General features: G+C 71.3%; 22 protein-coding genes and 1 pseudogene. 16 read left to right on the forward strand and 7 right to left on the reverse strand.

Annotation, left to right across the window (positions count from 1 at the left end; translation table 11 throughout):
• Positions 1–43: 43 nt before the first annotated feature.
• From OG741_RS33685 to OG741_RS33705, 5 genes and pseudogenes are all read left to right on the forward strand, one after another.
• Entirely contained in the window at positions 44–1105 is a 1062-nt protein-coding gene (locus OG741_RS33685; RefSeq protein WP_405603963.1) for a DUF6777 domain-containing protein, read from the forward strand.
• 54 nt (positions 1106–1159) lie between these two features.
• The gene (locus tag OG741_RS33690; RefSeq protein ID WP_405603965.1) at positions 1160–3235 is read left to right on the forward strand and encodes a SpoIIE family protein phosphatase; all 2076 of its coding nucleotides are present in this window, start codon (positions 1160–1162) and stop codon (positions 3233–3235) included.
• A gap of 112 nt (positions 3236–3347) precedes the next feature.
• The gene (locus tag OG741_RS33695) at positions 3348–4688 is read left to right on the forward strand and encodes a wax ester/triacylglycerol synthase family O-acyltransferase (RefSeq protein ID WP_405603967.1); all 1341 of its coding nucleotides are present in this window, start codon (positions 3348–3350) and stop codon (positions 4686–4688) included.
• 26 nt (positions 4689–4714) lie between these two features.
• Positions 4715–4917 (forward strand): annotated as a pseudogene (locus tag OG741_RS33700) (amidohydrolase family protein); the annotation flags it as partial.
• Positions 4918–4954: 37 nt separating this feature from the next.
• The gene (locus tag OG741_RS33705; RefSeq protein ID WP_405603969.1) at positions 4955–5815 is read left to right on the forward strand and encodes an Fpg/Nei family DNA glycosylase; all 861 of its coding nucleotides are present in this window, start codon (positions 4955–4957) and stop codon (positions 5813–5815) included.
• 30 nt (positions 5816–5845) lie between these two features.
• On the opposite strand, the gene OG741_RS33710 is transcribed toward OG741_RS33705, so the two are convergent.
• Positions 5846–6517: an anti-sigma factor family protein gene (locus tag OG741_RS33710; RefSeq protein ID WP_405603971.1), complete on the reverse strand. Its 672-nt coding sequence runs from the start codon at positions 6515–6517 to the stop codon at positions 5846–5848.
• A gap of 186 nt (positions 6518–6703) precedes the next feature.
• Between OG741_RS33710 and OG741_RS33715 the strand changes: the two genes are divergently transcribed.
• From OG741_RS33715 to OG741_RS33735, 5 genes are all read left to right on the forward strand, one after another.
• Positions 6704–7537, forward strand: a complete 834-nt coding sequence (locus OG741_RS33715) for a LytR/AlgR family response regulator transcription factor (protein WP_405603973.1) — start codon at positions 6704–6706, stop codon at positions 7535–7537.
• A gap of 162 nt (positions 7538–7699) precedes the next feature.
• On the forward strand, positions 7700–7969 hold the full coding sequence (locus OG741_RS33720) for a hypothetical protein (RefSeq protein WP_405603975.1): 270 nt from the start codon (positions 7700–7702) through the stop codon (positions 7967–7969).
• 99 nt (positions 7970–8068) lie between these two features.
• Positions 8069–8449 carry a hypothetical protein gene (locus OG741_RS33725; protein ID WP_405603977.1) on the forward strand — a complete coding sequence of 127 codons (381 nt, stop codon included), beginning with the start codon at positions 8069–8071 and terminating at the stop codon, positions 8447–8449.
• 22 nt (positions 8450–8471) lie between these two features.
• Positions 8472–10205: a cation acetate symporter gene (locus OG741_RS33730; protein ID WP_405603979.1), complete on the forward strand. Its 1734-nt coding sequence runs from the start codon at positions 8472–8474 to the stop codon at positions 10203–10205.
• Complete coding sequence (locus tag OG741_RS33735; protein ID WP_405603981.1) at positions 10202–11422, forward strand: sensor histidine kinase; 1221 nt, start codon at positions 10202–10204, stop codon at positions 11420–11422. Before OG741_RS33730 ends, OG741_RS33735 begins: the two co-directional genes overlap by 4 nt.
• A 21-nt stretch (positions 11423–11443) precedes the next feature.
• Here OG741_RS33735 and OG741_RS33740 read toward each other — a convergent pair whose 3' ends face one another.
• From OG741_RS33740 to OG741_RS33750, 3 genes are all read right to left on the reverse strand, one after another.
• Positions 11444–11968, reverse strand: a complete 525-nt coding sequence (locus tag OG741_RS33740; protein ID WP_405603983.1) for a hypothetical protein — start codon at positions 11966–11968, stop codon at positions 11444–11446.
• A gap of 241 nt (positions 11969–12209) precedes the next feature.
• Positions 12210–12869, reverse strand: coding sequence for a hypothetical protein (locus tag OG741_RS33745; protein WP_405603985.1), 660 nt, complete (start codon positions 12867–12869; stop codon positions 12210–12212).
• 179 nt (positions 12870–13048) lie between these two features.
• The gene (locus OG741_RS33750; RefSeq protein ID WP_405603987.1) at positions 13049–13576 is read right to left on the reverse strand and encodes a sigma-70 family RNA polymerase sigma factor; all 528 of its coding nucleotides are present in this window, start codon (positions 13574–13576) and stop codon (positions 13049–13051) included.
• Between the two features lie 261 nt (positions 13577–13837).
• On the opposite strand from OG741_RS33750, the gene OG741_RS33755 reads away from it, so the two are divergent.
• Complete coding sequence (locus OG741_RS33755) at positions 13838–14908, forward strand: CapA family protein (protein ID WP_405603989.1); 1071 nt, start codon at positions 13838–13840, stop codon at positions 14906–14908.
• A gap of 12 nt (positions 14909–14920) precedes the next feature.
• On the opposite strand, the gene OG741_RS33760 is transcribed toward OG741_RS33755, so the two are convergent.
• Positions 14921–15394 (reverse strand): universal stress protein, encoded by a 474-nt coding sequence (locus OG741_RS33760; protein ID WP_405603991.1) that lies wholly within the window; start codon positions 15392–15394, stop codon positions 14921–14923.
• Positions 15395–15503: 109 nt separating this feature from the next.
• Here OG741_RS33760 and lysX point away from each other — a divergent pair, with 109 nt between their 5' ends.
• Both lysX and OG741_RS33770 read left to right on the forward strand, forming a co-directional pair.
• Entirely contained in the window at positions 15504–18809 is a 3306-nt protein-coding gene (gene lysX / locus OG741_RS33765; RefSeq protein ID WP_405603993.1) for a bifunctional lysylphosphatidylglycerol synthetase/lysine--tRNA ligase LysX, read from the forward strand.
• 101 nt (positions 18810–18910) lie between these two features.
• On the forward strand, positions 18911–19753 hold the full coding sequence (locus OG741_RS33770) for a polysaccharide deacetylase family protein (protein ID WP_405603995.1): 843 nt from the start codon (positions 18911–18913) through the stop codon (positions 19751–19753).
• Between the two features lie 69 nt (positions 19754–19822).
• Here OG741_RS33770 and OG741_RS33775 read toward each other — a convergent pair whose 3' ends face one another.
• Positions 19823–20473 (reverse strand): class F sortase, encoded by a 651-nt coding sequence (locus OG741_RS33775; RefSeq protein ID WP_405603997.1) that lies wholly within the window; start codon positions 20471–20473, stop codon positions 19823–19825.
• A gap of 311 nt (positions 20474–20784) precedes the next feature.
• Between OG741_RS33775 and OG741_RS33780 the strand changes: the two genes are divergently transcribed.
• The gene (locus OG741_RS33780; RefSeq protein WP_324988604.1) at positions 20785–21318 is read left to right on the forward strand and encodes a hypothetical protein; all 534 of its coding nucleotides are present in this window, start codon (positions 20785–20787) and stop codon (positions 21316–21318) included.
• A gap of 134 nt (positions 21319–21452) precedes the next feature.
• Here OG741_RS33780 and OG741_RS33785 read toward each other — a convergent pair whose 3' ends face one another.
• The gene (locus OG741_RS33785) at positions 21453–21977 is read right to left on the reverse strand and encodes a hypothetical protein (RefSeq protein ID WP_405603999.1); all 525 of its coding nucleotides are present in this window, start codon (positions 21975–21977) and stop codon (positions 21453–21455) included.
• A 270-nt stretch (positions 21978–22247) separates the two neighbouring features.
• Between OG741_RS33785 and pip the strand changes: the two genes are divergently transcribed.
• Together pip and OG741_RS33795 are read left to right on the forward strand one after the other, a co-directional pair.
• Entirely contained in the window at positions 22248–23213 is a 966-nt protein-coding gene (gene pip, locus OG741_RS33790) for a prolyl aminopeptidase (RefSeq protein ID WP_405604001.1), read from the forward strand.
• 222 nt (positions 23214–23435) lie between these two features.
• The gene (locus tag OG741_RS33795) at positions 23436–24434 is read left to right on the forward strand and encodes an SCO0930 family lipoprotein (protein ID WP_405604003.1); all 999 of its coding nucleotides are present in this window, start codon (positions 23436–23438) and stop codon (positions 24432–24434) included.
• The last annotated feature ends 39 nt before the right edge of the window (positions 24435–24473 follow it).

Below are 24473 nucleotides of genomic sequence, written 5' to 3' on the forward strand. Positions count from 1 at the left end.
TCGGCTCGAAGGAACACAGCGGGTGAAGAGGCGGGAGAACTTCGTGCGTCCACCCAAACGTCGTCGGTACGCCGCGGTTGCCGCGGCGCTCTTCGTCACGCTCCTGGCCGCCGGCTGCGGCGGCGCCAGCAGCGCGGCGACGGACGGGCAGGGGGAGGTCTTCCTCCAGCCGGCCGCGGCCCAGGGGCCGGACCCGTACACCGCCACCACCGCTCTCTCCGGGGGTGCGCCCCCGCCTGTGCCGCCCGTACCGTCGAGCGAGCCGAGCCCCACCAGGGGCCTCACGCTGCGCACGCTGTCCGGCGCGACGCCCGGTCTCTACGGCGGCACCCAGTCGATCGGCAGCTGCGACGTCGAGCAGCAGGCGATGTTCCTGGGCGGCGACCAGGCCAGGGCGCGTGCCTTCGCCCGGGGCGCGGGCATCTCCCAGGCCGACATCCCCGACTATCTGCGAGGACTCACCCCGGTCGTCCTGCGCGCCGACACGCGTGTCACCAACCACGGCTATCGCGCCGGCTCCGCCGTCAGCTTCCAGGCCGTGCTGCAGGCCGGGACCGCGGTCCTCGTCGACGGACACGGAGCACCGAAGGTCAGATGCGCCTGCGGAAACCCGCTGAAGCCACCGGTCGCCGTCAAGGGGGCCGTGCTCCACACGGGTCAGTCCTGGGACGGCTACCGGCCCGACAAGGTGGTCGTCATCAAGCCCACGGTCCAGATCATCAACAGCCTGGTGATCGTGAACGTCATCAACAACACCTGGATCGAGCGGAACGCCGGGACCGACGGCGAAGAGGACAAGCGGCCCGATGTGCTCCCGCCCGTGACCCCGGACGACATCTTCACCTACCCGCCGCTCACCGAGCCGCCCGGAGCCGGTGACTCGACACAGCCGGGCGACTCGACCGGGCCGAGCGACGGTACGAGCAGCCCCGCCCCGCCCGAGCAGCCGGTGAACCCGCCCGTGGAACCGGTGCCGGACATGCCCAATGAGCAGCTGCCCCCGCCCGTCGAGCCCGATGTGCCCTCCGAGGAGGTCGCTCCGTCCCAGCCGGACCTGCTCCTGCCCTCCGAGGAACCGGCGGAGCCGGACACCTTCCAGGGCTGAGCGGATCGGTCCGAATCGGTCGAAGAATCCGACAAATGATGGCAGAGTGGCGACATGGTTGATCGGGCAGCGGGTGCCCTGTCGCTTCCCGACGACTGGCCGGCCGACTCGGATCTGAGCCTGACCCTCAATCGGATGGGCAGCTTCGACTGGGACCTGGTCAGCGGGCTCATGCATATGGACAGGCCCGCTCTTGAGGTGTTCGATCTGCGACCCGAGGAGTACGACGGCCGCCCGGAAAGTCTCTCGAGCCGGGTGCCGGCGGACGAGGCCGCCCGGCTGGACTCGATGGTGACCCAGGCGCTCAAGAAGGGCAGCGATCGCTACGGCGCGTACTTCCGCATCCGCCGCCGTGACGGAAAGCTGCGCTGGACCCACACCCAGGCATCCGTCCGCCGGGACGAGAGCGGACGTCCGCTGCGCATCATCGGCATCATCCGCGACGCCACCGAAGAGCTCGCGCAGTACACCGCGCGGGTGGCGGCAGACAGCGACCGGCGCAGACAGACCAGCATCGTGGAGAGCACCACCGCGGCCCTCGCCCACGCCAGGACCGTCCAGGACGTCATCGACGTGCTGAAGGGCTCGCACGGCCTGGAGCGCTTCGGAGCCACCAGCCTGGTCATGGGGCTGCTCGAGGCGGGCCGGATCCATCTCGTCGCCGAAGGTCCCGAGAGCTCCTTCGTGCCCGGCACGCGCTACACGCGCGTCGACGAGGAGTACCCGATGAGCGAGGTGATCCGCACCCTCGCGCCCCGTTTCATCGAGTCCGAAGAGGACTTCGCCGAGTCCTACCCGCGGCTGTGGCCGCACATCAAAGGGCTCGACATCAGCGCGGCCGCCTATCTGCCGCTGATCGCCCAGGCCCGCCCCATCGGGGCCCTCGGCCTGCTGTACAGCGACAAGACCGGTTTCACCCCCGACGAGCGCAATCTGCTGGTCGCGCTCGGCAGCAGCATCGCGCAGAGCCTGCAGCGCGCCGTCCTGTACGAGCAGGAGCACGACCTCGCCGAGGGACTGCAGCAGGCGATGCTGCCACGTCGGATCCCCTACGTGCCCGGGGCGCAGATCGCCGTGCGCTACCGTTCCGCGCGGCTGGGCCGGGACATCGGCGGCGACTGGTACGACATCATCGCGCTGCCCGGCGGACGGGTCGGCGCGGTCATCGGCGACGTACAGGGGCACGACACCGACGCGGCCGCGGTGATGGGGCAGCTGCGGATCGTCCTGCGGGCGTACGCGGCCGAGGGGCACACCCCGGCCACCGTGATGGCGCGTGCCTCGGTCTTCCTCCATGAGCTGGACACCGAACGCTTCGCGACCTGCATGTACGCGGAGGCGGACCTCACGACCGGCGTGGTGCAGCTGGTGCGCGCCGGGCATATCGACCCGCTGATCCGGGACACCGACGGCGACTGCCGCAGGCTGCCTGTGGAGGGCGGGCTGCCACTGGGGCTCTCGGCGGAGTTCGGCAGGCTCGAATACCCCGTCAGCACCGTCGAACTGGATCCCGGACAGACCCTTGTGCTCTGCACCGACGGGCTGGTCGAACAGCCCGGCATCGACCTCGACGACGGCATGCAGTTGCTGACCTCGCTGGTGCGCTCCGGTCCGCGGGATCTGCAGCTGCTCGCCGACCGCCTGTGCGAGGTGGTGGACGAGCGGGGCGGCGAGGACGACGTGGCGCTCCTGCTGCTGCGCCGCAGGGGCGCGTTCACCTCGCAGTCGGGCGGCCGGCTCCAGCAGCATGTCGGGCAGAACGACCCGGAGGCGCTGCGCTCGGCCCGGCACATGATCCGGGCGGCGGTACGGGCGTGGGGCGCGCGCGAGCGGTCGGACGAGATCGAGCTCGCGGCGGACGAGATGATCACCAACGCGCTGGTGCACACCGACGGAGGCGCGATCGTGACGCTGCGCGCGCTGGCGGGCCCCGAGCGGCGGCTGCGGGTGGAGGTCGAGGACCGTTCCAGCGCGCTGCCGCGCCGCCGCGAGGCGGGGGAGTCGGGAGTCTCGGGCCGCGGGCTGATGCTGGTGGACCGGCTGACCGAGGCCTGGGGCGTCGAATCGAGAGGCACCGGCAAGTGTGTCTGGTGCGAATTCATCGTTCCGGACAGGCAGGGCCGCCGATGATTACCTGTTGTTAACTGTCCGTGAACTGATCGTACTTGACCGTAACCGACCGCAGGCGGTTGACTTCGCATTCCGTGGCCTTCCGGGACACTTCTAGGACAAGAGGACCCCTTTGAGCAGCGAGCTTCTTGCCCCCCTCGACCTGGCGTTCTGGCATCTCGAGTCCGCCGGACATCCGATGCATCTCGGCGCCCTCGCCTGCTTCGCCCCGGCCCCGGGAGGGCAGGGCGGAGAGGGTGTCCTCGAACTGCTCGCCACCCGCGCCGCGGCGATCCGCCGGCTGCGGATGCACGTACGGGACGTCCTGCTGCCCGTTGGCGGTGCGGCCTGGTCCGTGGCCAAGGACTTCGACGTACGGCGGCATGTGCATCAGATCCGCATCCCCGACGGCGACTTCGCCGCCGGGGCCGTCTCGATCGCCGGTGAGCTGATGGAGCGGCCGCTCGAACGGGGCCTGCCGCCCTGGGAGATGTACCTGCTGACCGGGGAGGCCGGCGGCCCGTTCGCGGTGCTGGTCAAGCTCCACCACGCGCTGGCCGACGGTATGCGCGCGGTCGCCATCGGGGCCGGGATCTTCGACGAGATCGCCGACGCCCGCACCGTCGGTGTCCGCCGGGCGCGGGCAGTGCAGCCCACGTCCTGGCTCTCGGGCCCCCGGCAGGTGGCCGGTTTCGCCCGGGGCCGTATCGAGGAGCTGGGCCGGGCCGTCGGCGTCGGCGCCTCGGTCGTACGGGCCAGCAGGCTCGACCCGCGCGGCGTGCCCGCACTCTCGGCCGGCTCCAGCGGCACCCGGCGGCTCGGCACCGCCGTGCTCGACCTCGAAGACGTCCAGCGCGTCCGCAGAGCGGCGGGCGGGACCGCCAACGATGTGCTGCTCGCCGTCGTCGCCGGTGGGTTGCGTCGCTGGCTGGAGGCTCGCGGCGAGCCGCTGCCGGACGTCGGCCCGCGTGCCCTGGTGCCCGTCTCCCGGCGCCGGCCGGGCAGCCCGCCCGGATCGGGCAACAAGTTCTCCGCGTATCTGCTCGAACTGCCGGTCGGCGACCCGGATCCGCGCTCACGGCTGGATCGCGTACGCAGCGCCATGGACCGCAACAAGGCGGCCGGGCCCTCCCGCGGGGCCGGGGCGCTCACCGTACTCGCCGACCAACTGCCGCCGCTGGCACACCGGTTCGGCGCGCCCCTGGCCGGAGGGGCGGCCCGGATGCTGTTCGACGTCCTGGTGACCAGCGTGCCGCTGCCGCGCTCGGCCCTGTCGCTGGGCGGCTGCCCGCTGCGGGAGATCTACCCGATGGCGCCGCTCGCCCGCGGGCAGTCCCTGGCGATCGCGCTGTCGACGTACGGCGGGCGGGTGCATGCCGGCCTGGTCGCCGACGGCAAGGCCGTTCCGGACCTCGACCGGCTCGCTCGCAGCCTGGGGGAGGAGCTCGACGAACTCCTCGCGCTCAGCCGATAGATCGGACAGCTCGGCCCTCCATCGCCCGCCCGTACGCCGAATCCGTCCTCGATGCCTTCGGCCCCGACCGGCTGATGTTCGGCTCCGACCGGCCGGTCTGCCGGCTCGCCGCGAGCTGTGCCGAGGTGGTGGCCGCGGCCCCCGCTCTGACCCATCGGCTGAGCGAGGGCGAGCGCACCGCCGTCTCGACGGGACCGCGCGCCGCGTCTACGGACTGCGCGAGCCGTGAACCTGCGGCCCCCTGATGCCTTTGGCACTCTGGATGCATGCCGGAGCTGCCCGAAGTCGAAGCGCTGAGAGAGTTCCTCGACGATCACCTCGTGGGACAGCGGATCGTCCGCGTCCTGCCACTGGCGATCAGCGTCCTCAAGACGTACGACCCGCCCCTGACCGCCGTCGAGGGCGCCGAGGTCACCGCCGTCGACCGGCACGGGAAGTGGCTCGACATCAGCGCGGGCGGGCTCCATCTCGTCGCCCATCTCGCCCGGGCGGGCTGGCTCCAGTGGAAGGACGAGTTCCCGGCCGCTCCGCCGCGCCCCGGCAAGGGGCCGCTCGCCCTGCGTACCGTCCTCGAATCCGGCGGCGGCTTCGACCTGACCGAGGCGGGCACCACCAAACGCCTCGCCGTCCACCTCGTGCACGACCCCGCCGAAGTGCCGGGCATCGCACGCCTCGGCCCCGATCCGCTCGCCGACGGCTTCGACCGCGACGCCTTCGCCGCCCTCCTCGCCGGGGAACGGCGGCAGGTCAAGGGCGCCCTGCGCGACCAGAGCCTGATCGCGGGCATCGGCAACGCCTACAGCGACGAGATCCTGCACGCCGCGAAGATGTCCCCGTTCAAACCGGTGCAGAACCTCGACGAGGCCGGGATCACCGCCCTGTACGAGGCGCTGCGCGCCACGCTGACCGAGGCGGTCGAGCGCTCCCGCGGAGTGGCGGCGGGCCGGCTGAAGGCCGAGAAGAAGAGCGGCCTGCGCGTTCACGGCCGCACCGGTCGGCCGTGTCCCGTCTGCGGCGACACCATCCGCGAGGTCTCCTTCAGCGACTCCTCGCTGCAGTACTGCCCCACCTGCCAGACCGGCGGCAAGCCGCTCGCCGACCGCCGGCTCTCCCGCCTGCTCAAATAGGCGAGCTGTCGGCGCCGGGCGGCACAGAGGCTACCCCCCGAGGGTGACCAGCGGCTGCCCGTCGGCCGCGCGGACCTCCCAGCGGGCGATCTCGCCGCTCGGCAGATCCGTACCGCCCTCGATGTCCAGCGGCTCCTCGTGCCCGGGTGACCCCGGGATCCCGTAGCCGCCCTCCGGCACCGCCCAGCTGAGGACCGGGTGTTCGATGCCGTTCTTGCCGACGGCGACCAGCGAGCAGGTGCGCGGCCCTTTGAGTTGGGACAGATGCAGCGAGACCGCGGTGCCCCACTGCCGGTCCTGCAGTGCCGCGGACGCGGTGACGCCCGTCTTGGCGTCCGTCGCCTCGACCCGCTGGCCGGCCGGTCCCGAGCCGCCGCCCCGGAGGGCGACCGCCGCCACCGGCAGGGTCACGATCAGCGCGGCGGCCGCCGCCACCAGCTGAAGCCGGCGTCTGCGGCCCCGCCGCCGTTCCGCCGCGACCTCGCCGGTCAGCCGGTCGAGCAGGCGCGGGCTCAGGGAGGCCTCGACCCGCTCGGGTCCCCCGAGTTCGGCCAGCGAAGCGGCAACCGAGGTGAAGTCCGAGAGCTGTACGGTGCACATCATGCACTCGGCGAGGTGCTCCTCGAAGCGGAAGGCGTCCGCGGGTTCCAGGACGCCCAGCGCATAGGCGGCGACGTCCCGGTGCCGCTGCTGCATGCTCATGGCGTCCTCGATTCGTCTCTTGCGGTGCTGACTTCGTTGCGGTCTGTCGCCATGGAGTACGCATCAGGTGCGCGCTCTGCTCAACCCATGTGTCACAAGCGCAACGCGACAGGCGCCGACCTGCCCGGCGGTCTCGGCGGCGACACCCCGTAGTCCCGCCGTCCGGGCGCGCCTACACTCCGCAGCATGCTGCGCGTACTGGCTGTCGACGACGAGAAACCGGCACTTGAGGAACTGCTCTACCTGCTGCGTTCCGACTCCCGGATCCGGAGCGCGGAGGGAGCCACGGACGCCACCGAGGCACTGCGCCGCATCAGCCGCGCGCTGGAGGCGGGCCCGGACGGCGAGGAAGGCATCGATGTCGTCTTCCTGGACATCCACATGGCAGGGCTGACGGGCCTCGATGTCGCCCGGCTGCTCGCAGGGTTCGCGCGCCCGCCGCTGATCGTGTTCGTCACGGCCCACGAGGGCTTCGCCGTCCAGGCATTCGACCTCAAGGCCGTCGACTATGTCCTCAAGCCCGTGCGCAGGGAGCGGCTGGCAGAAGCCGTACGGCGGGTCCGTGACCTGGTCGTCTCGGCGCGCGAGCCCCGGCGGCCCGCGCCGGAGGACCATGCGGCGCACACCCCCGTACCGCACACCGCAGCGGCTGCTCCGCAGCACACCCCCGCCGGGAGTAGCGCCGGTCCCGAGCAGATACCGGTCGAACTGGGCGGTGTCACACGGTTCGTACCGATCGACGACATCGCCTATGTCGAGGCCCAGGGCGACTACGCCCGCCTCCACACCAAGGACGGCAGTCATCTGGTGCGCATCCCGCTGTCCACACTGGAGGAGCGCTGGGCCTCCCGTGGCTTCGTACGCATACACCGCAGCCACCTCGTCGCCCTCGCCCGCATCGACGAACTGCGCCTGGACGCCGGGACGACCACGGTCCGGGTGGGCGACGCGGAGCTCGCCGTCAGCCGCCGTCACGCCCGCCAGCTGCGCGATCTGCTGATGCGGCACGCCAGGGGCTGACACGCGGACGTGTGACCGTTCGGCGGCCGTGGGCGGCCGCTCGTCGACCCGTCGCAGCCGCACGGCGACGCGCGCCGTCCGCTGACCGACCGGTCTCCCATTCGGCCGCAGCCGCCCCCGGCCGCCGCCTAACCTTGATCCGGCAAGCGGGGAAGGGGCCTGATGTCCGACATCGAAGCACTGCTGGAGGAACTCCGGAGCCTGCCCGCGACCCGGGTGGCCGGCGCTGATGACCTCCAGGCCCTGCTCGCCACGGTCAAGAGCGCCGCGGGACGCTGGGCGGATGTGCTGTACGAGATCCAGGAGTCGGCCCAGGGGCTTGTCGGCCCGCGCGCGGAAGCGGCCCTCGAAGTCGCCTTCCGCAGGGCCGAGGAGTCCTATGTCGAGCTGGAGATCGCGCTGAGCGACTGCGGCCGGCGCACCGGCCACTGACCTGGTCTGATTCACAAGACACCCCTACCGCAGGTAATCGGGCCTGCGTAGACTCCACAGCTCCCGACAGTTCGCCTACCGATGCTGGAGCGGACGACGATGTCTGCAGAGCAACAGCCCCGCCGCGAGGTGGTCACCGGAGTGCCCCGCGCCGCCCGGCGTGCACCGGGGCACGCGCCCGCCCGGTCCGAGATCAGCGAGCAGACCACACTCGGTGCCACCTATGTCCGCTCCCTGATGCGCAGCCAGCTGCGGGCCGCCCTCTACGCACTGGGGGCGCTCGCCCTGCTCGTCGGCTCACTGCCGCTGCTGTTCGCGCTCCCGGCCGCCTTCGGCGGCACCCTCTCCTCACCCGAGCCGTTCGTCTGGGTGGCGCTCGGCGTGGCCGTCTACCCGGTGATGTGGCTGACGGCCCGCTGGTACGTACGCCGTGCCGAGCGCAACGAGCAGGACTTCAGCAGACTTGTCGAGGGCCGCTGACCGTGCGCGTCGGTGACCGGACATGAACCAGACCTACGCGGTGACCGCCGTCACCGTCGTGGTGCTGGCCACCGTGCTCATCGGCGCGCTCGGCCTGCGCATATCCCGTACCACCTCCGACTTCTACGTCGCGTCGCGCACCGTGAAGCCCGGTCTCAACGCCGCCGCCATCAGCGGCGAGTACCTCTCCGCAGCCTCCTTCCTCGGCATAGCCGGACTGGTGCTCCTCCAGGGCCCCGACATGCTCTGGTACCCCGTCGGGTACACCGCCGGCTACCTCGTCCTGCTGGTCCTCGTGGCCGCCCCGCTGCGCCGCTCGGGCGCGTACACCCTCTCCGACTTCGCCGAGGCGCGGCTCGAGTCCGCGGCCGTGCGCAGACTCGCCAGCCTCTTCGTCGTCGGCATCGGCTGGCTCTACCTTCTGCCCCAACTCCAGGGCGCCGGACTGACGCTGGAGATCCTCACCGGCGCACCCGACTGGGTGGGCGGCGTGGTCGTCGCCTTCGTCGTCACGGGGGCCGTCGCGGCGGGAGGCATGCGCAGCATCACGTTTGTGCAGGCCTTCCAGTACTGGCTCAAGCTCACCGCTCTGCTGGTGCCCGCCCTCTTCCTCCTGGCGGTCTGGGCCGGTGACGACACACCGCGGGCCCGCTTCGACGCACCGGCCCTGTTCCGCGAACACACCACCGTGCGCATCGACGACACCGTCCGCGTCGACTTCGACAAACCGCTGACCCTCACCGTCACCGGAGACATCGACAACACCCCGTACGAGAAGGGGAAGGTCACCCTCGACCGGGGCACCCACCGCATCGGGGCGGGGACCAGCCTGGGCTTCCCGCAGGGCGCCGAGGTGCCCCAGCGGGCCTCCTCCGGCTCCGATCCGGCCGGCTGGTCCCAGCCGCTGTCCGGCGGCAGGGACGGCTACCACCTGTACGCGACGTACGGACTCATCCTCGCCACCTTCCTCGGCACGATGGGGCTCCCGCATGTCGCAGTCCGCTTCTACACCAGCCCCAACGGGCGCGCCGCCCGGCGCACCACACTCGTCGTCCTCGGGCTGGTCGGCGCCTTCTATCTGCTGCCGCCCGTCTACGGCGCACTCGGACGGATCTACGCCCCCGAACTCTCGCTCACCGGCGACGCGGACGCGGCCGTGCTGGTGCTGCCCGAGCGGATGGTGGGCGGCATCGGCGGGGACCTGCTCGGGGCGCTGCTCGCGGGCGGGGCGTTCGCGGCGTTCCTGTCCACCGCATCCGGACTGACCATGTCCGTCGCGGGTGTCATCACCCAGGACGTGCTGCCCTCGCGCGGCGTACGGCACTTCCGCCTCGCGACCCTGCTCGCCATGGCGGTGCCGCTGGCCCTGAGCGTGATGGCGACCAATGTGCCGGTCGCCGACGCCGTGGGGCTTGCCTTCGCCGTCTCGGCATCCTCCTTCTGCCCGCTGCTCGTGCTCGGCATCTGGTGGCGCGGACTCACCCCGCCCGGCGCCGCCGCCGGGCTCGTCGCCGGCGGCGGCTCGGCACTCACCGCGGTGATGGCCACCCGCGCGGGCCTCGCCCCGGCCGGGTGGGTGCACACCCTGATGGCGTGGCCCGCAGTGTGGTCGGTACCCGTCGGCTTCCTGACCATGGTGCTGGTGTCCCTGGCCACCCAGCGCCACATACCTCCCGGCGCCGCCGCCATCCTCGCGCGGCTGCATCTGCCGGAAGACCTCGTCGCCAGGCCGCAGTCCGAAGGAGCGGAACGATGACCGGGACTGCGACGGCCGCACTGGCCGTGGCCGGAGCGCTCCTGCTCGCCGCCGGTGTCGCACTCGGCAGACTGACCGCACGGCGCGGCACCAAACCCGACCTCGACCTGGGCACACCCGTCGAGCGCGCCACCTTCCACACCCTGCACACCGCATCGCTCGCCGCGCCCCCGCTGCGCGCGGGCCTCACCGAGGACACCGCACGCAAGGCCGCCCGGCGGCTGCGCTCCCTGCTCGGCACCGAGGCGCTGTGCCTCACCGACCGTGAATCCGTGCTCGCCTGGGACGGTCCCGGCGCCGACCACCACGAGCAACGGGTGATGGTGCGCGTCGCCGACATGCTGGACTCCGGGCGCAGCCAGAGCGTCCACACCGAGTGCGAGGACCTGGAGTGCCCCCTGCGCTGGGCCGTGATCGCCCCGCTCACCGGCGAGGAGGGTGTGCTCGGGGCGCTCGTCGCCTACGGCTCGCGGGAGTCGGCCGTCCTGGTGCGGGCCGCGACCGAAGTGGCCCGCTGGGTCTCCGTACAACTGGAACTCGCCGAGCTCGACCGGTCCCGCACCCGGCTCATCGAGGCCGAGATCCGCGCACTGCGCGCCCAGATTTCGCCGCACTTCATCTTCAACTCGCTCGCCGCGATCGCCTCCTTCGTCCGCACCGATCCCGAGCGCGCACGTGAACTGCTCCTGGAATTCGCAGACTTCACCCGCTACTCCTTCCGCAGGCACGGCGACTTCACCAATCTCGCCGACGAACTGCGCTCCATCGAGCAGTACTTGGCGCTCGCCGGTGCCCGCTTCGGGGACCGTCTCAAGGTGACGCTCCAGGTGGCACCCGAAGTCCTGCCGGTGACCCTGCCGTTCCTGTGTCTGCAGCCGCTCGTCGAGAACGCCGTCAAACACGGTCTGGAGGACTCCAGGAACGACTGCCGCGTCACCATCGCGGCACAGGACGCCGGATCCGAGGCCATGGTGACCATCGAGGACGACGGCGTGGGCATGGACCCGGCCGTGCTGCGGAGGATCCTCGCGGGGGAGCGGACGGCCTCGTCGGGCATCGGCCTGTCCAATGTCGACGAGCGGCTGCGCCAGGTGTACGGCGACGATCACGGACTGGTCGTCGAGACGGGCGTCGGCGCGGGCATGAAGATCACGATCCGGCTCCCCAAGTACCACTCGGGCGTGCACCCCTCGGCAGGCCGTCGGTCCACGGGCTGAGACATAGCCGTCGCCGGACCTTCAGCAGAAGAGATGGATGGCCAGGTGGCTCAGCGGCAGACCCAGCTGCCAGGCCGGAGTCCATATCTCCGCGTACTCGTCCACGGCGCCGGACTGCGGACCGGCCGGGTGCCAGGGCTCGCTGTCCCCGAGATCGGCGGCGAGCAGCTCCGTCTGCCGCAGCCAGCGCCAGGCGTCCAGCGCGAGTGCCAGATCCGGATCGGCTCCCTCGTCGAGGTCCCGTTCCCGCTCCTGCCGGGCGGTCAGCCGCTCCTGCGCCCACTCCTGCCAGGGATGGCCGTACGAGGTCAGTGACAGCCACTCGTCGATCCGGGAGACCACCCGCACGCCCGCCAGCTCGTCCGCGCTGTCGCACAGATAGATGGTGAGGGCCAGCGTCTGTCTGCCGGCGCGGTATTCGAGCGAACCGCCCTGCACGAGCGCGCCCGCCCGCAGCATCTCGTCGGCGATGTACTCGGCGCACAGCCACGCCATGGGGACTGCCAGCCCGCCGCCGCTGGTTCCGTTCGTACTCTCGGGCTGCACCCTTTCCACCTTCCTTCCGGACGACTTCGTGCCGACACGACGACGAGCCTCCACCGTCAGACACGGTCAGGAGCCCGTCTTTACTCAACTTGCGCGTGAGGTTTCGCATACTGTCGCTCCTTGGACGTGGCCCGAGGGGGACAAGGACACCGCAGGGACATCCGGGGCGCGCGGGACTGATTCTCGGACGGATCGACGGACAGACAGAGGGACAGACGGACGGCCGGCCCGGGCCATGGCGTCAGGCCGCCACCGGGACCGGCCGGTGCCGCCAACTGCCGTCGTGGAGCTGAATGCGCAACAGCCCCGCCCGGCATCTGCGCCACGCGGGACTGCCCGCGTCCGCCGCGCTGAGCGCGAGCAGAGCCAGCGCCGTGGCGGGCGGCTCGTCCTCGATGCGCGCCTCGTCCCGCCGCGAGGCCGCGATACGGGCCACCGCCTCGCGCACCGGCAGGCGGCCCGCCGCCGGATGCTCGACCAGAAGCCGGGCCGCGAGCAGGGCGGGGGAGCCGGGCCGGCCGGTGAAGGGGCACGGCGTACCGGTCGCGATGTCACGGGCCAGCAGCCCGCCCAGCCTGCCGATCGGGGCGCCGCCGACCACGGCCAGATCGACGTGGACAGCGACCGCGTGGACGATCCGGGTGAGCGCGGCGCAGCCGGGTGCGGAGAGCAGCGGGTGACCGAGATCGACCGGCTCGCCTTCGCGGAGAGCGAGCGTACGCAGCGCCGTTTCGATCAACCCGGCTGTGGAGTACGCCGGTTGGGGCGAGGCGCCGCGCAGCCAGCGGCGCGCACGACGGGCCGCCCGGGCGGCAGCCGCATCGGGGCAGCGGCCGAGCGCCAGAGCGGCGAGCGCCGTCTCGGCGATCGCCGACCGCCGGGATGAGGGCGTCTCGGTCACAGGAACCGTCCTCGGATGGTCAAAGCGTGCGATGGTCACTTCGGACATTACGCACGGCGCGCCCTCCTGGTTCAGCCGCCCCCCGTGCGCCCACCCGTGCCGCCTCGCCCCGCCGCCACCTGGAGCCGCGACGAACGGTCGGCCCGGCGCGACGAGCGGTGCGAAAGCCGGGCTGGTCGTCAGCGGCGCCGCGCGTACCCCGGCAGACAGCGGGCCAGCGCACGCAGTGCGTAGTACGAACGCGACTTGACCGTTCCGGCCGGTATACCGAGCTCCTCCGCCGCCTCGTTCACGCTCAGCCCGTGGAAGTAGATGTGCACCAGCACCGCGCGGTGCTCCGGGCTCAGCGACTCGACCGCGGCCCGGACATCCATCGCTGCGACGGCCGTCTCCGTGACGTCCGCCGGGTCCGGCGTGGTGGCCAGGACGCCGTCGCCGATCTCGGTCGGCCGGGCCAACCGGGAGCGCCTGGCGTCGATCGCGAGCCGCCTGCCGACCGTGAAGAGCCAGGGCCGCATCGACTCGTAGGGCCCGTCGAAGGCCTCGGGGTGCTGCCAGGCACGTACGAGCGTCTCCTGCAGCAGGTCCTCGGCGCGTTGCTGGTCCCCGTAGGTCAGACCGAGCAGAAAGCTGAGCAGTGCGGGCCCGTGCTCACGCTGCAGCTCTGCCATGGCCCGCTCGTCGGTCGTCTCGGTCGCCGTCGCCATTGCCAAACACCCTTTCGTGCAGAGGTCGCCGCCACGTGGCGTATACGAACGCATCAGGGCGCGAAGGGACAGGTGACGTGCAGCGGTTGTCGGCGAGTGGTCGCACGGAGCGGCGAATGGTGCGACGAGCGGGCGGCCGGGAGCAATCGAACGGCCGGACATCGCCCAGGGGGTGTCCGGCGGACACCCCCTACCTCCGTCTCAGTGACATGACGGCTTTGTCGCTTGACTCGACCCTGCCCCGACCGGCAACCCTGACCGATGACTCAGCGCACGCGTCAGGGAACGGTGGCCGCCGTCCTCCTGCTCCTCACCACTGCGGCAGGCTGCATGGGACAGACGGGCCCCGCCCGCACCCCGCAGAACCGGGGGACCGTGCACCCCGCCCCCTCCGCCGCGGGCGGTGCCGGCGCGACCCGCGGCTTCACGCTCGTCGCCGGCGGTGACATGCTCGCGCACGACTCGGTCGTCGGCCGGGCCAGGGCGGACGCGGGCGGCGACGGCTACGACTTCCGGCCCATGCTCGCGGGCATCAAGCCCGTCGTCTCCCGGGCCGATCTGGCGATCTGCCACTACCCCACCACCACGTCCCTGCCGCAGCTCGCGAAGGCGCTGGGCTCCACCGGGTACGACTCCTGCTCCACCACCTCGAACCAGAGCCTCGACGCGCTCGACACGGCGGGCGTCAGACATGCGGGATCGGCCCGTACCGCTGCCGAGGCTCGCCGCCCCGCCTGGCTGAAGGCCGGCGGCGCCAAGGTCGCCCAACTGGCCTACACCTCCGGCACCAACGGCTCCGCGCTCGACGGCAAGCGGCCCTGGGCGGTCAGTCTTATCGACGAGAAGAAGATCGTCGCCGACGCGCGCGCCGCCCGCAGTGCCGGAGCGGATGTGGTCGTCGTCAGTCTGGACTGGGGCACGCGGTGGCAGACCGAGCCCGACGAGCATCAGCTGAACCTCGGCAGGCGGCTCACGGAGTCCACCGGCGCCGGCCGCCCCGACATCGACCTCGTCCTCGGCACACGGGCCCAAGTGCCACAGCCGTACGAGAAGGTCAACGGCACCTGGATCGTCTACGGCATGGGCGCCGTCCACGGGTCCATCGGCCGCTTCACCTTCGCACCGCCCGCCGAGCCCGGTCGGCGCTGGGTGGCGAAGAAGGCGGAGTTCGTCCCGACGTGGACGGACACCGACGCCGGACGCGTCATCAATCTCCCGGAGGCGCTGCGACGAGAGGCGGGCCGGGACGAGCTTCGCGAGGCACAGCAGGCGATCCGCGCGGCGGTGCTCGGCCGCGGCGCCGCCGGGGACGGCCTCACCCTCGGCCGCTGACGGCTGACGGCGTTACGGAACGACCGTCACCGGCCAGCGGCCCGCCTTGACCAGCCTGACCGCCACCGAGCCGATGATCCGGTGGCCCGCCGACTCCGAAGCACCCACCACCACGGCGTCCGCCTTCAGCTCGTCGGCCGCGGCGACCAGTCCGCTGTACGGGTCACCGCGGACGGTGTGGAACTCCCAGCGGACGTCCCAGATCCCCTTGACCCGTTCGGCCGCCGAGCGGATCTCGCCCACCAGCTCCTCGGCGACGTCCCCGGTCGCGTCCCCGACCAGAGCACCGAACGCGGCACCCGTCGGCATCACCGGCTGGACGTACACGATCGCGAGCAGGGCGTTCTGCCGCCGGGCGAGACCTCCGGCGTACGCCGCCGCCCGCATCGAGGAATCGGATCCGTCCAGGCCGACGACGATCACCTTCGGGCCGTCGGTGCCGCGCTCGAAGCGCTGAGGCTGCTGCTGGGGCCGCTGTTCTGTCACAGCATCGAGGTTATGCCCTGCCCGGCCGGTCCTGCGGGCCCGATCAACCGGAACGGACCTCATCCTTTCCAACAGGCGCCCCGCCGGTGGCCTCCTTAAAGTGCAGATCATGAGTGTCACCGTGGAGCAGCCCACGTCAGCCCGTGGCGGATTGCTCAGCAGGGTGCCCGGCGCTTTCGCGATGTTCTTCGCCGCTCTCGGTGCCTTCTGCGTGATCCTCGCGCTCATCCCTCCGCTGCGGCGCCTGCTGCGCCCCGTCGCCGTCTTCCTGGACCGCGTCGCGATCCCCGTCAGCGCGAACCTCGCCTACGCGGTGTTCCTGCTGCTGCTCGCCGCGGCGATCGGCGCGCGGAAGAAGGCCGCGTGGTGGCTGGTCGTCAGCTATCTGGCCCTCCTGCTGTTCGCGGACGTACTGGTCCTGGCCGTCGACCACGAGTGGACGTGGATCCCCAATCTGGTGCTGTGCACCGCCGCCGTCGCGGTGCTCGTCGCGGCACGCGGGGAGTTCTACGCCGAGTCCCGGCGCGCGTCGCTGCGTCACGCGCTGCTCGTCCTGGTCATCGGGCTGGCCGCGGGCGTACTCGTCGGCTGGGGCCTTGTCGAGCTGTTCCCCGGCACTCTGCCGCAGAACCAGCGCCTGCTGTGGGCCGCCAACCGGGTGCTCGGCGGACTGGCCTCGGGTGACCAGTTCGACGGCCACCCGCCCCGCTTCCTCTTCTTCCTGCTGGGTCTCTTCGGAGCGATCGCCCTGCTCAGCGCGGCCGCCACACTCTTTCGTTCACAGCGCATGGAAGCCGCTCTGCACGGCGACGAGGAGCCCCGGATCAGGGCCCTGCTCGGTGCGTACGGCGCCCAGGACTCACTCGGCTACTTCGCCACCCGTCGCGACAAGGCCGTCGTATTCTCGCCCAGCGGCAGGGGCGCCGTCACCTACCGCGTCGAGGCCGGAGTCGCTCTGGCCAGTGGAGATCCGATCGGCGACCGGGCGTCCTGGGCCCCGGCCATCCAGGCCTGGCTGGACCTCGCCAAGCGCTATGCCTGGGCCCCCGCCGTGATGGGAGCCTCGGAGGAGGGCGCCACGGCCTTCGCGCGCTCCGGACTCGGCGCGATCCAGCTCGGCGACGAGGCGATCCTGAACGTCGCCCGCTTCGACCTGGACGGCCGCGACATGCGCGTCACCCGGCAGGCCGTGAACCGGGTCAAGCGCACCGGAGCCACCGTCCGGATCCGCCGCCACTCCGCCCTGACGGACGAGGAGATGCGGGGCATCGTCGACAAGGCCGACGCCTGGCGGGACACCGAGACCGAACGCGGCTTCTCCATGGCACTGGACCGCCTCGGCGACCCGTCCGACGGGGACTGCCTGCTCGTCGAGGCCTTCGACGCCGACGGCAATCTGATCGCCCTGCTCTCCTTCGTCCCCTGGGGCAAGGACGGCATCTCGCTCGACCTGATGCGCCGTGACCGCACCGCCCCCAACGGCGTCATGGAGTTCATGGTCGCCGAACTCTGCGCCCAGGCCCCCAGACTCGGCGTCCGCCGGATCTCCCTCAACTTCGCCGTCTTCCGCTCGGCCTTCGAGGAGGGCGCCCGCATCGGCGCGGGCCCGGTCCTGCGGATGTGGCGCAGGCTGCTCCTCTTCTTCTCCAAGTGGTGGCAGCTGGAAGCCCTGTACCGCTCCAACGTGAAGTACCAGCCCGAGTGGTATCCGCGCTTCCTCTGCTACGGAGACGCCGGCTCCCTCGCCCGGGTCGGCATGGCCTCGGCGATCGCGGAAGGTTTCGTCTCCGTACCGAGCCTGCGCAAGCTCTGGGGCAAGGGGAAGGCACGGCACCGGGGCGTCGTCAGCCCCGTCACGACCGCGGGGCTGCCGTCCATCGACTCCCTCGGCCTGGTGGGCCCGGCCTCGGCGGAGGCGGCGGGGGAGCAGCGGCTGCCCGAGCAGGTACGCATCCGTCACCGCAAGCTGGAGCGGCTGCGGGCGGACGGCATCGATCCCTACCCTGTCGGTATCGCCCAGCGCACGGACACGCTCGCCGAGATCCGAAGCCTCAACCCCGCGCCCGCGGCCGGTACCCGCACCGGCCGGAAGGCCACCGTCGCCGGGCGCGTGATGCTCGTACGCGACCTCGGCGGTGTCGTCTTCGCCGTGCTGCGCGACTGGTCCGGCGACCTCCAGCTCGCCTTCACCCGTGACACCTGCGGCGCGGACGTACTGAACGGCTTCACCTCCGACGTCGACTTCGGCGACCACATCACCGCCACCGGCGAGATCGGCGCCAGCGACAAGGGAGAGCTGTCCCTCTTCGTCAGCGCGTGGCAGCTGACCGGCAAGTGCCTGCGCCCGCTGCCCGACAAACGCCGCGGCCTCGCCGACCCCGAGGCGCGCGTCCGCCGCCGCTATCTCGACCTGGTGTCCAGCCCCGGCGCCCGCGATGTCGTACGCCACCGCTCCACGGCCGTCCAGGCGCTGCGCCAGGGCCTGCTGGAGCGCGGCTATCTCGAGGTCGAGACGCCGATGCTGCAGCAGATCCACGGCGGCGCCAACGCCCGCCCCTTCACCACCCACATCAACGCCTACGACCTCGATCTCTATCTGCGGATCGCCCCCGAGCTCTATCTCAAGCGCTTGTGTGTGGGCGGTCTGGAGAAGGTCTTCGAGATGGGCCGCACCTTCCGCAACGAAGGCGTCTCCTACAAGCACAACCCCGAGTTCACGATGCTGGAGGCCTATCAGGCCTTCGCCGACTACGACGTGATGCTCGATCTGACCCGCGAGCTGATCCAGGGCGCGGCCACCGCCGCCTTCGGCGCCCCGATCGCGCACAAGGCGGGCCCGGACGGCAAGTTGGTAGAGCACGACATCTCCGGCGTCTGGCCGGTCAGGACGCTGTACGGAGCGGTGTCCGACGCGCTCGGCGAGGAGGTCGACGCCGACACCGACGAGGCCGTGCTGCGCAGACTGTGCGACCGGGTGGGTGTGCCGCACATCCCGGACGACACCCGCGGCGACGTGGTCCTCAAGATGTACGAGCGCCTCGTCGAGGAGCGGACGAAGCTGCCCACCTTCTACAAGGACTTCCCGACCGACGTCTCCCCGCTCACCCGCCAGCACCGCCGTGACCCGCGCCTGGCCGAACGCTGGGACCTGGTCGCCTTCGGGACCGAACTGGGCACCGCCTACTCGGAGTTGACCGACCCGGTCGAGCAGCGGCGCCGGCTCACCGCGCAGTCCCTGCTGGCCGCGGGCGGCGACCCGGAGGCCATGGAGATCGACGAGGACTTCCTGGACGCGCTGGAGTACGCGATGCCGCCGACCGGCGGTCTCGGCATCGGGGTCGACCGGCTCGTCATGTTCCTCACCGGGCTGACCATCCGCGAGACACTGCCCTTCCCGCTCGTGCGCCGCAACTGACGCGCCCGCGCGCGCTCCCGGGTTGCTCCCATCGGGTGCTTTCACCCGCCCGAACGGTGTGGGTGAGGTGCCAGGGGCCCCGACCGTGCGAGCAGTTAGTCATGAAATCTGATCAGATGCTCCCGAGCCGTCGATCGGTACTCCGTATCGCGGCCTGCCTCGGCGCGGCCGCCACCACCGGGACGCTCTTCACCGAGCTGGGCCGGAGCCCCGACGGGGCGGCAGCCCCGGGCCCGGCAGCGGGCGCCCAGCCCGCCGCCGCGGGCCCGCCGGTGAGGGAGTCGGCGTACCGGTTGCAGCCCATGACGGCGGACGTCCCACCGCGATTCCGCCGTGCGCTGCCGCCCGTGCGCACCAGACCCTTCGAGCGGTTTCGGGCGCCGGGCCGCAGCCTGGTGCTCACCTTCGACGACGGGCCTGATCCCCGCTACACGCCGGGCATTCTGAGCACCCTGCGCCAGTACCACGTGAGCGCGATGTTCTTCGTCTGCGGCTCGATGGCCGCCGACAACCGCGAACTGCTGCGCCAGATTGCCCACGACGGACACATTGTGGGCAACCACACCTGGTCCCACCCACTGATCCCCGGGCTCCCGCCCTCGAAGATCCGCAGCGAACTGAGCCGCACCAGCGAGCTTGTCGAGCAGACCCTGGGCGCCGCGCCGCTGTGGTACCGCGCCCCGTACGGAGCCTGGAACAAGCTCTCCTTCGAAATCGGCGCGGAACTCGGCATGGAGCCCTTGGGCTGGACCCTCGACTCGCGCGACTGGACCGAGCCGGGCACGGCGTCCATCGTCCGCAGGGTGCTCGGCGGCGTGGCGCCGGGCGTCGTGATCCTCTCGCACGACGCGGGCGGCAACCGTTCGCAGAGCGTCGCTGCTCTGCGCCGCTATCTGCCCGAACTGCTGGACGCTGGATACAGCATCACCGTGCCGCACCGCTGATCAGCAGCAGCAGCAGCGAGCGGCGGCGGACTGGCAGCGGACTGGCGGGCCGGCTCATCCGGGCCCGGATCAGCGGACCTTGACCATCCGGGCGAAGACGACGACATTGCCGTCGTAGCCGCGGCCCTTCGAATAGCCGCCGCCGCAGGTGATCACGCGCAGTTCGGCATATCCCGTGTCGCCGTAGACATGGGCACCGGGGAAGTTCGCCTTGGAGAACACCTCGACTCCGTACACCTCGAAGACCGCGGCCTTCCCGTCGAAGCGGGCGACCTCGATGTGCTCGCCCTTCTCGATGGAGCCGAGCCCGTAGAAGACCGCGGGCCCCGACAGGTTGTCGACATGGCCGACCACGACCGCGGTGCCGCGCTGGCCCGGGGAGATGCCGTTCTGGTACCAGCCCGCGATATTGGGGTCCTGGGGCGGCGGTGCCTCGATCCAGCCGTCGGAGTCCAGGCCCACGTTCATGACCGGCGCGTCGACCTTGATCGCAGGGATGCGCACGCGTTCCGCGGGTGCGTACGGCAGTGTCTGAGCGGCGACCAGCGGGGCGAAGGTCTCGCCGGGGCGGCTCTGCGAGGCGGCGGCCGCCGGCTGGGGCGGGCCCAGGCCCACGTCGACGCCATTCCTCATCATCGCCAACCCGGTGAGCATGACAAGAGCCAGTACGCCCCAGGGCGAGCGTTTCCTCGACTCCGAGCCGCTGTACAACTCGCCCATGACACTCCCTTTTCGTAGGCCCTGTACGCACGCTAAGTGAGCGCAGGGGGACCGGCGAGGAGGGAGGGGCGAACGGGTGGCGGGCCGGGTGGCGCTGGCCCATCCGACGTATTTGTCGGATAAAAATTCTGACGGTCCGTGACCTGGGACTCCGTCAGATCTCCCGGCGTGTCGTCGGCGTGTCGCTCACCGGAAGGGACCAATTCCGAAATGCGGTGGTTGTCCCGCCCGGTGAGGGTTCGTCGTGGAAGACGTACTCGTCGAATCTCCCGGAGCGCCGCTTTGGGGCGTCTTCCACAGGAGGTTCTACGATGCGTGCATCACGCGCTCTCGCAGTGGCCGCGGCCGCCATCGCGGCCGTCGGGCTCTCTGCCCCGATGGCCGCCGCGGGCGGCGACGTCGGCCAAGGGGGTCAGAGTGGAAGAGGACAGGGGGGCGACGGCGGAGTCCAGGTCCTCTCCGTCAGCCCGGAGGCTGTCCACCAGGGCGGCACCCTGACCGTCACCGTCCGGGGTTGCAACCGCGGCGGAACGGTCACGTCCAACGCCTTCCCGCAGACCAATCTCTCCCAGCCCCGCAACGGCATCTCGACCGCCACCGCACGGGTCAACGACAACGCGGCGCCGGGACAGTACAACCTGGCCGTCAGGTGCAACGACAGCCAGAACGTGGCGACCGCGCAGTTCACCGTGCTGGCGGCCCGCGGCGCGATGGGCGGCCTCGGCGGCTCGGTCGGCCCGAGCGGCACCGAAATGGCGATCGGCGGCGGACTCGTCGCCACGGCGGCCGTCGGCGGTTCGCTCTTCATCGTCCGGCGCCGCCGCATGATCAGCGGAAAGGTCTGACCGGCCGAACCTCCCGGTAGGCCGTAACCGCCCGTCGCCCCGAGTCCTGGCCAGGACTCGGGGCGACGGGCGGTTAGGGGGTGTCCGCCGGACACCCCCCAGGGGTCGATCAGCGGTCAGGGGGCGGGCGGGTGTCAGTGCCGGCGGCTCTCGGCGCGCCTGCGTACGACGAAGATGGTGCCGGTGGCCGCGGCCACCACCAGCGCGGTGCCCGCGGCGAGTTCCCCGGCGTTCAGCCCGCCGATGCTGCCGCCGAGCCCGCCCCTGACACCCGCGGGCGCGGTGGAGGCGGACGTGGTCCTGATGGTCGGCGTGGACCGGCCGCCGCTGATGGTGAGGTTGAACGAGCCCGTGCCCTGCCCCGGGCAGTTGAACTGGACCGAGTACTGGGCGCCCGGGCGCGCGTCGAGGTCGACCGTGACCGTGGCCGAGGAGCCCGGGCTGATGCTGACGGTGTCGAAGACCCCGGAAGAGGCGGTGGAGGTCGTGTTGCACCCGCTGGCGGACAGGGTGACGCGGCCGCCCGGCGAGACGGTCGAGGGGGCGACGCTGAAGACGGGCGACGACGCCTGGCTGTCGGCGGCCATGGCGATGGGGGCGGTCAGGGCGAGTGAGGCCACTCCCAGCAGAGCGGCGGATGCGGCACGTTTCGCGCGCATGGTCAGTCCTCCGGGTCTCCGAGGAGCAGCTGCGGAACCTGTTTCCACAAAATGCGGGGAATGCACCTCGATGCCCGAAACGCTAGAAGCGGGGGTTACACCCCGCGATCGCTGTAGCGCGAATGGGGCACCCGTGTCCCCCGTGCGGCGGACGGCCAGGGGGTGTCGGGGCGTTGTCCGGGTCGGCGGATGAGAAAGGAGCGGCGCGGCGGCCCCGGCCCGGGGTGTACTGGGCGGCCGAGCCGTCCGTACAGACAGGGAGCGCAGGGTATGTCCGAGCTGTATCCGCCGATCGAGCCGTACGAGCAGGGGATGCTCGATGCCGGCGAGGGGCACCTCGTCCACTGGGAGGTCTGCGGCAACCCCGAGGGCAAACCCGCACTCGTCGTCCACGGCGGCCCGGGATCCGGATGTTCCACCGGCGTACGCAGCTACTTCGACCCGGACCGCTATCGCGTCGTCCTGTTCGACCAGCGAGGCTGCGGACGCAGCACACCGCACGCCGCCGACCCCGCGTCCGATCTGACCCACAACACCACCGGCCATCTCCTCGCCGACATGGAGCGCCTGCGCGAGCACCTCGGGATCGAGCGCTGGCTGCTCTTCGGCGGCTCGTGGGGTTCGACGCTGCTTCTCGCCTACGCCGAGCGGTATCCGCGGAGGGTCTCCCAGATCGTCGTCAACGGGGTCACCACGACCCGGCGGTCCGAGATCGACTGGCTCTACCGCGGCGTCGGACGGTTCTTCCCCGAGGCATGGGACCGCTTCCGCTCCTTCGCCCCGGTCGCCGGTGACGAGGTCAATCCGGTGGCCGCCTACGCGCGTCTGATGGCGGACCCCGACCCCCGCGTACGGGAGAGCGCCGCCGCCGAGTGGTGCCGGTGGGAGGACACCGTGCTGTCCATGGAACCCCAGGGCGTGCCCAGCCCCTACGGCGGCCGCCCGCCGGCCGCGCGGCTGGCGCTCGTACGGATCGCCTCCCACTACTTCGCGCACGGCGCCTGGCTGGAGGAGGGCGCCCTGCTGCGCGACGCCGGCCGGCTGAAGGGAATCCCGGGCGTGCTCTTCCACGGCCGGCTCGACCTGAGCAGCCCGCTCGACACCCCCTGGGAACTCACGCGCGCGTGGCCCGGCGCGGAACTCGTGGTTGTCGACGACGCCGGGCATCAGGGCAGCCGGTCGATGCGGGAGCAGGTGCGCGGAGCACTGGACCGGTTCGGCTCCCTGAGTGACTGAGTGACTGAGTGACTGAAGGAACCTGTGGGGCAGTTGAGATCAAGCCATTCCGTTGTGGGGTGAATTCCCCTGATGGAAGCGGGATTTCGACGATTCGCGTTCGCGACCTCGGATATTTTTCCCGACGCGTTGAACACATCCCGCCCCGCTGTCCGTACCTAGGGCCATGAACACGGCGCACCCAGGCGTCGCAACAGGTTCGATGGACTAACGGGAGTGGACATGAACACCTGGCGTAACGCCTCGCTCGCGGTGACTGCGGCGGCCGTACTCGCGCTGACGACGGCGTGCGGTCAGGAAAAGGGCACCGAGACCCCCAACGGCCAGGCCGTCGGCGCCGTCAATCCCGCCCAGCCCGGCAGCGGCGGCTACGGCTCCGACTACGGTGCCGATTCCGGCACCGCGGCCCAGGCGGCGGCCAAGCCCGCCGGCCAGCTGGCCGTGTGGGACAGCAAGGAGCTCGGCAAGGTCGTCACCGACAGCGCGGGCTTCACTCTCTACCGTTTCGACAAGGACACCGCCAGCCCGCCGAAGTCGAATTGCGAAGGCGAGTGCGCGAAGACCTGGCCCGTCGTGGCCGCCGGCGGTGCCTCGGCCGCTCCCGGCGTCGACCCCTCCCTGATCGGCGAGGTCACCCGGTCCGACGGCACCAAGCAGCTCACCATCGGCGGCTGGGCGATGTACCGCTACGCCAAGGACGCCAAGCCCGGTGACGCCAAGGGCCAGGGCGTGGGCGGCACGTGGTTCGCCTCCGCCCCCGACGGCAAGAAGGCCGCGGGCGGCGCCGGCGGTGGCTCGGACTCCGGCGAGGGCGGTTACGGCGACGGCGGCGAGGAAGCGGGCGGCGAGCAGGCGGATCTCGCGGGCCTCTCGGTCCGCAAGGACCCCAAGCTCGGCGAGATTGTCGTCGACAAGAACGGAATGACGGTCTACCGGTTCATGAAGGACTCGGCATGGCCGATGAAGACCGCCTGCACGGGTGACTGCCTCAAGAAGTGGCCGGTTGTCGCCCCTATGAACAAGAACGACACCGAGGGAATCCTCAAGAAGGGCTTTGTCACCTTCGACCGCCCGGACGGAATCAAGCAGCAGACCATCGACTGCTGGCCGATCTACACCTTCGCGGGCGACGCCAAGGCCGGTGACACCAACGGTCAGGGCGTTGGCGGCACCTGGTACGCGGTATCTCCCCAGGGCAAGCCGGTCGGAGCGCCCAAGTAGTCCCCACGCTGCGCCTCCGGCCCGGCCGGCCCGTCTCAC

The organism is Streptomyces sp. NBC_01410, assembly GCF_045040195.1.
Taxonomy (GTDB): domain Bacteria; phylum Actinomycetota; class Actinomycetes; order Streptomycetales; family Streptomycetaceae; genus Streptomyces.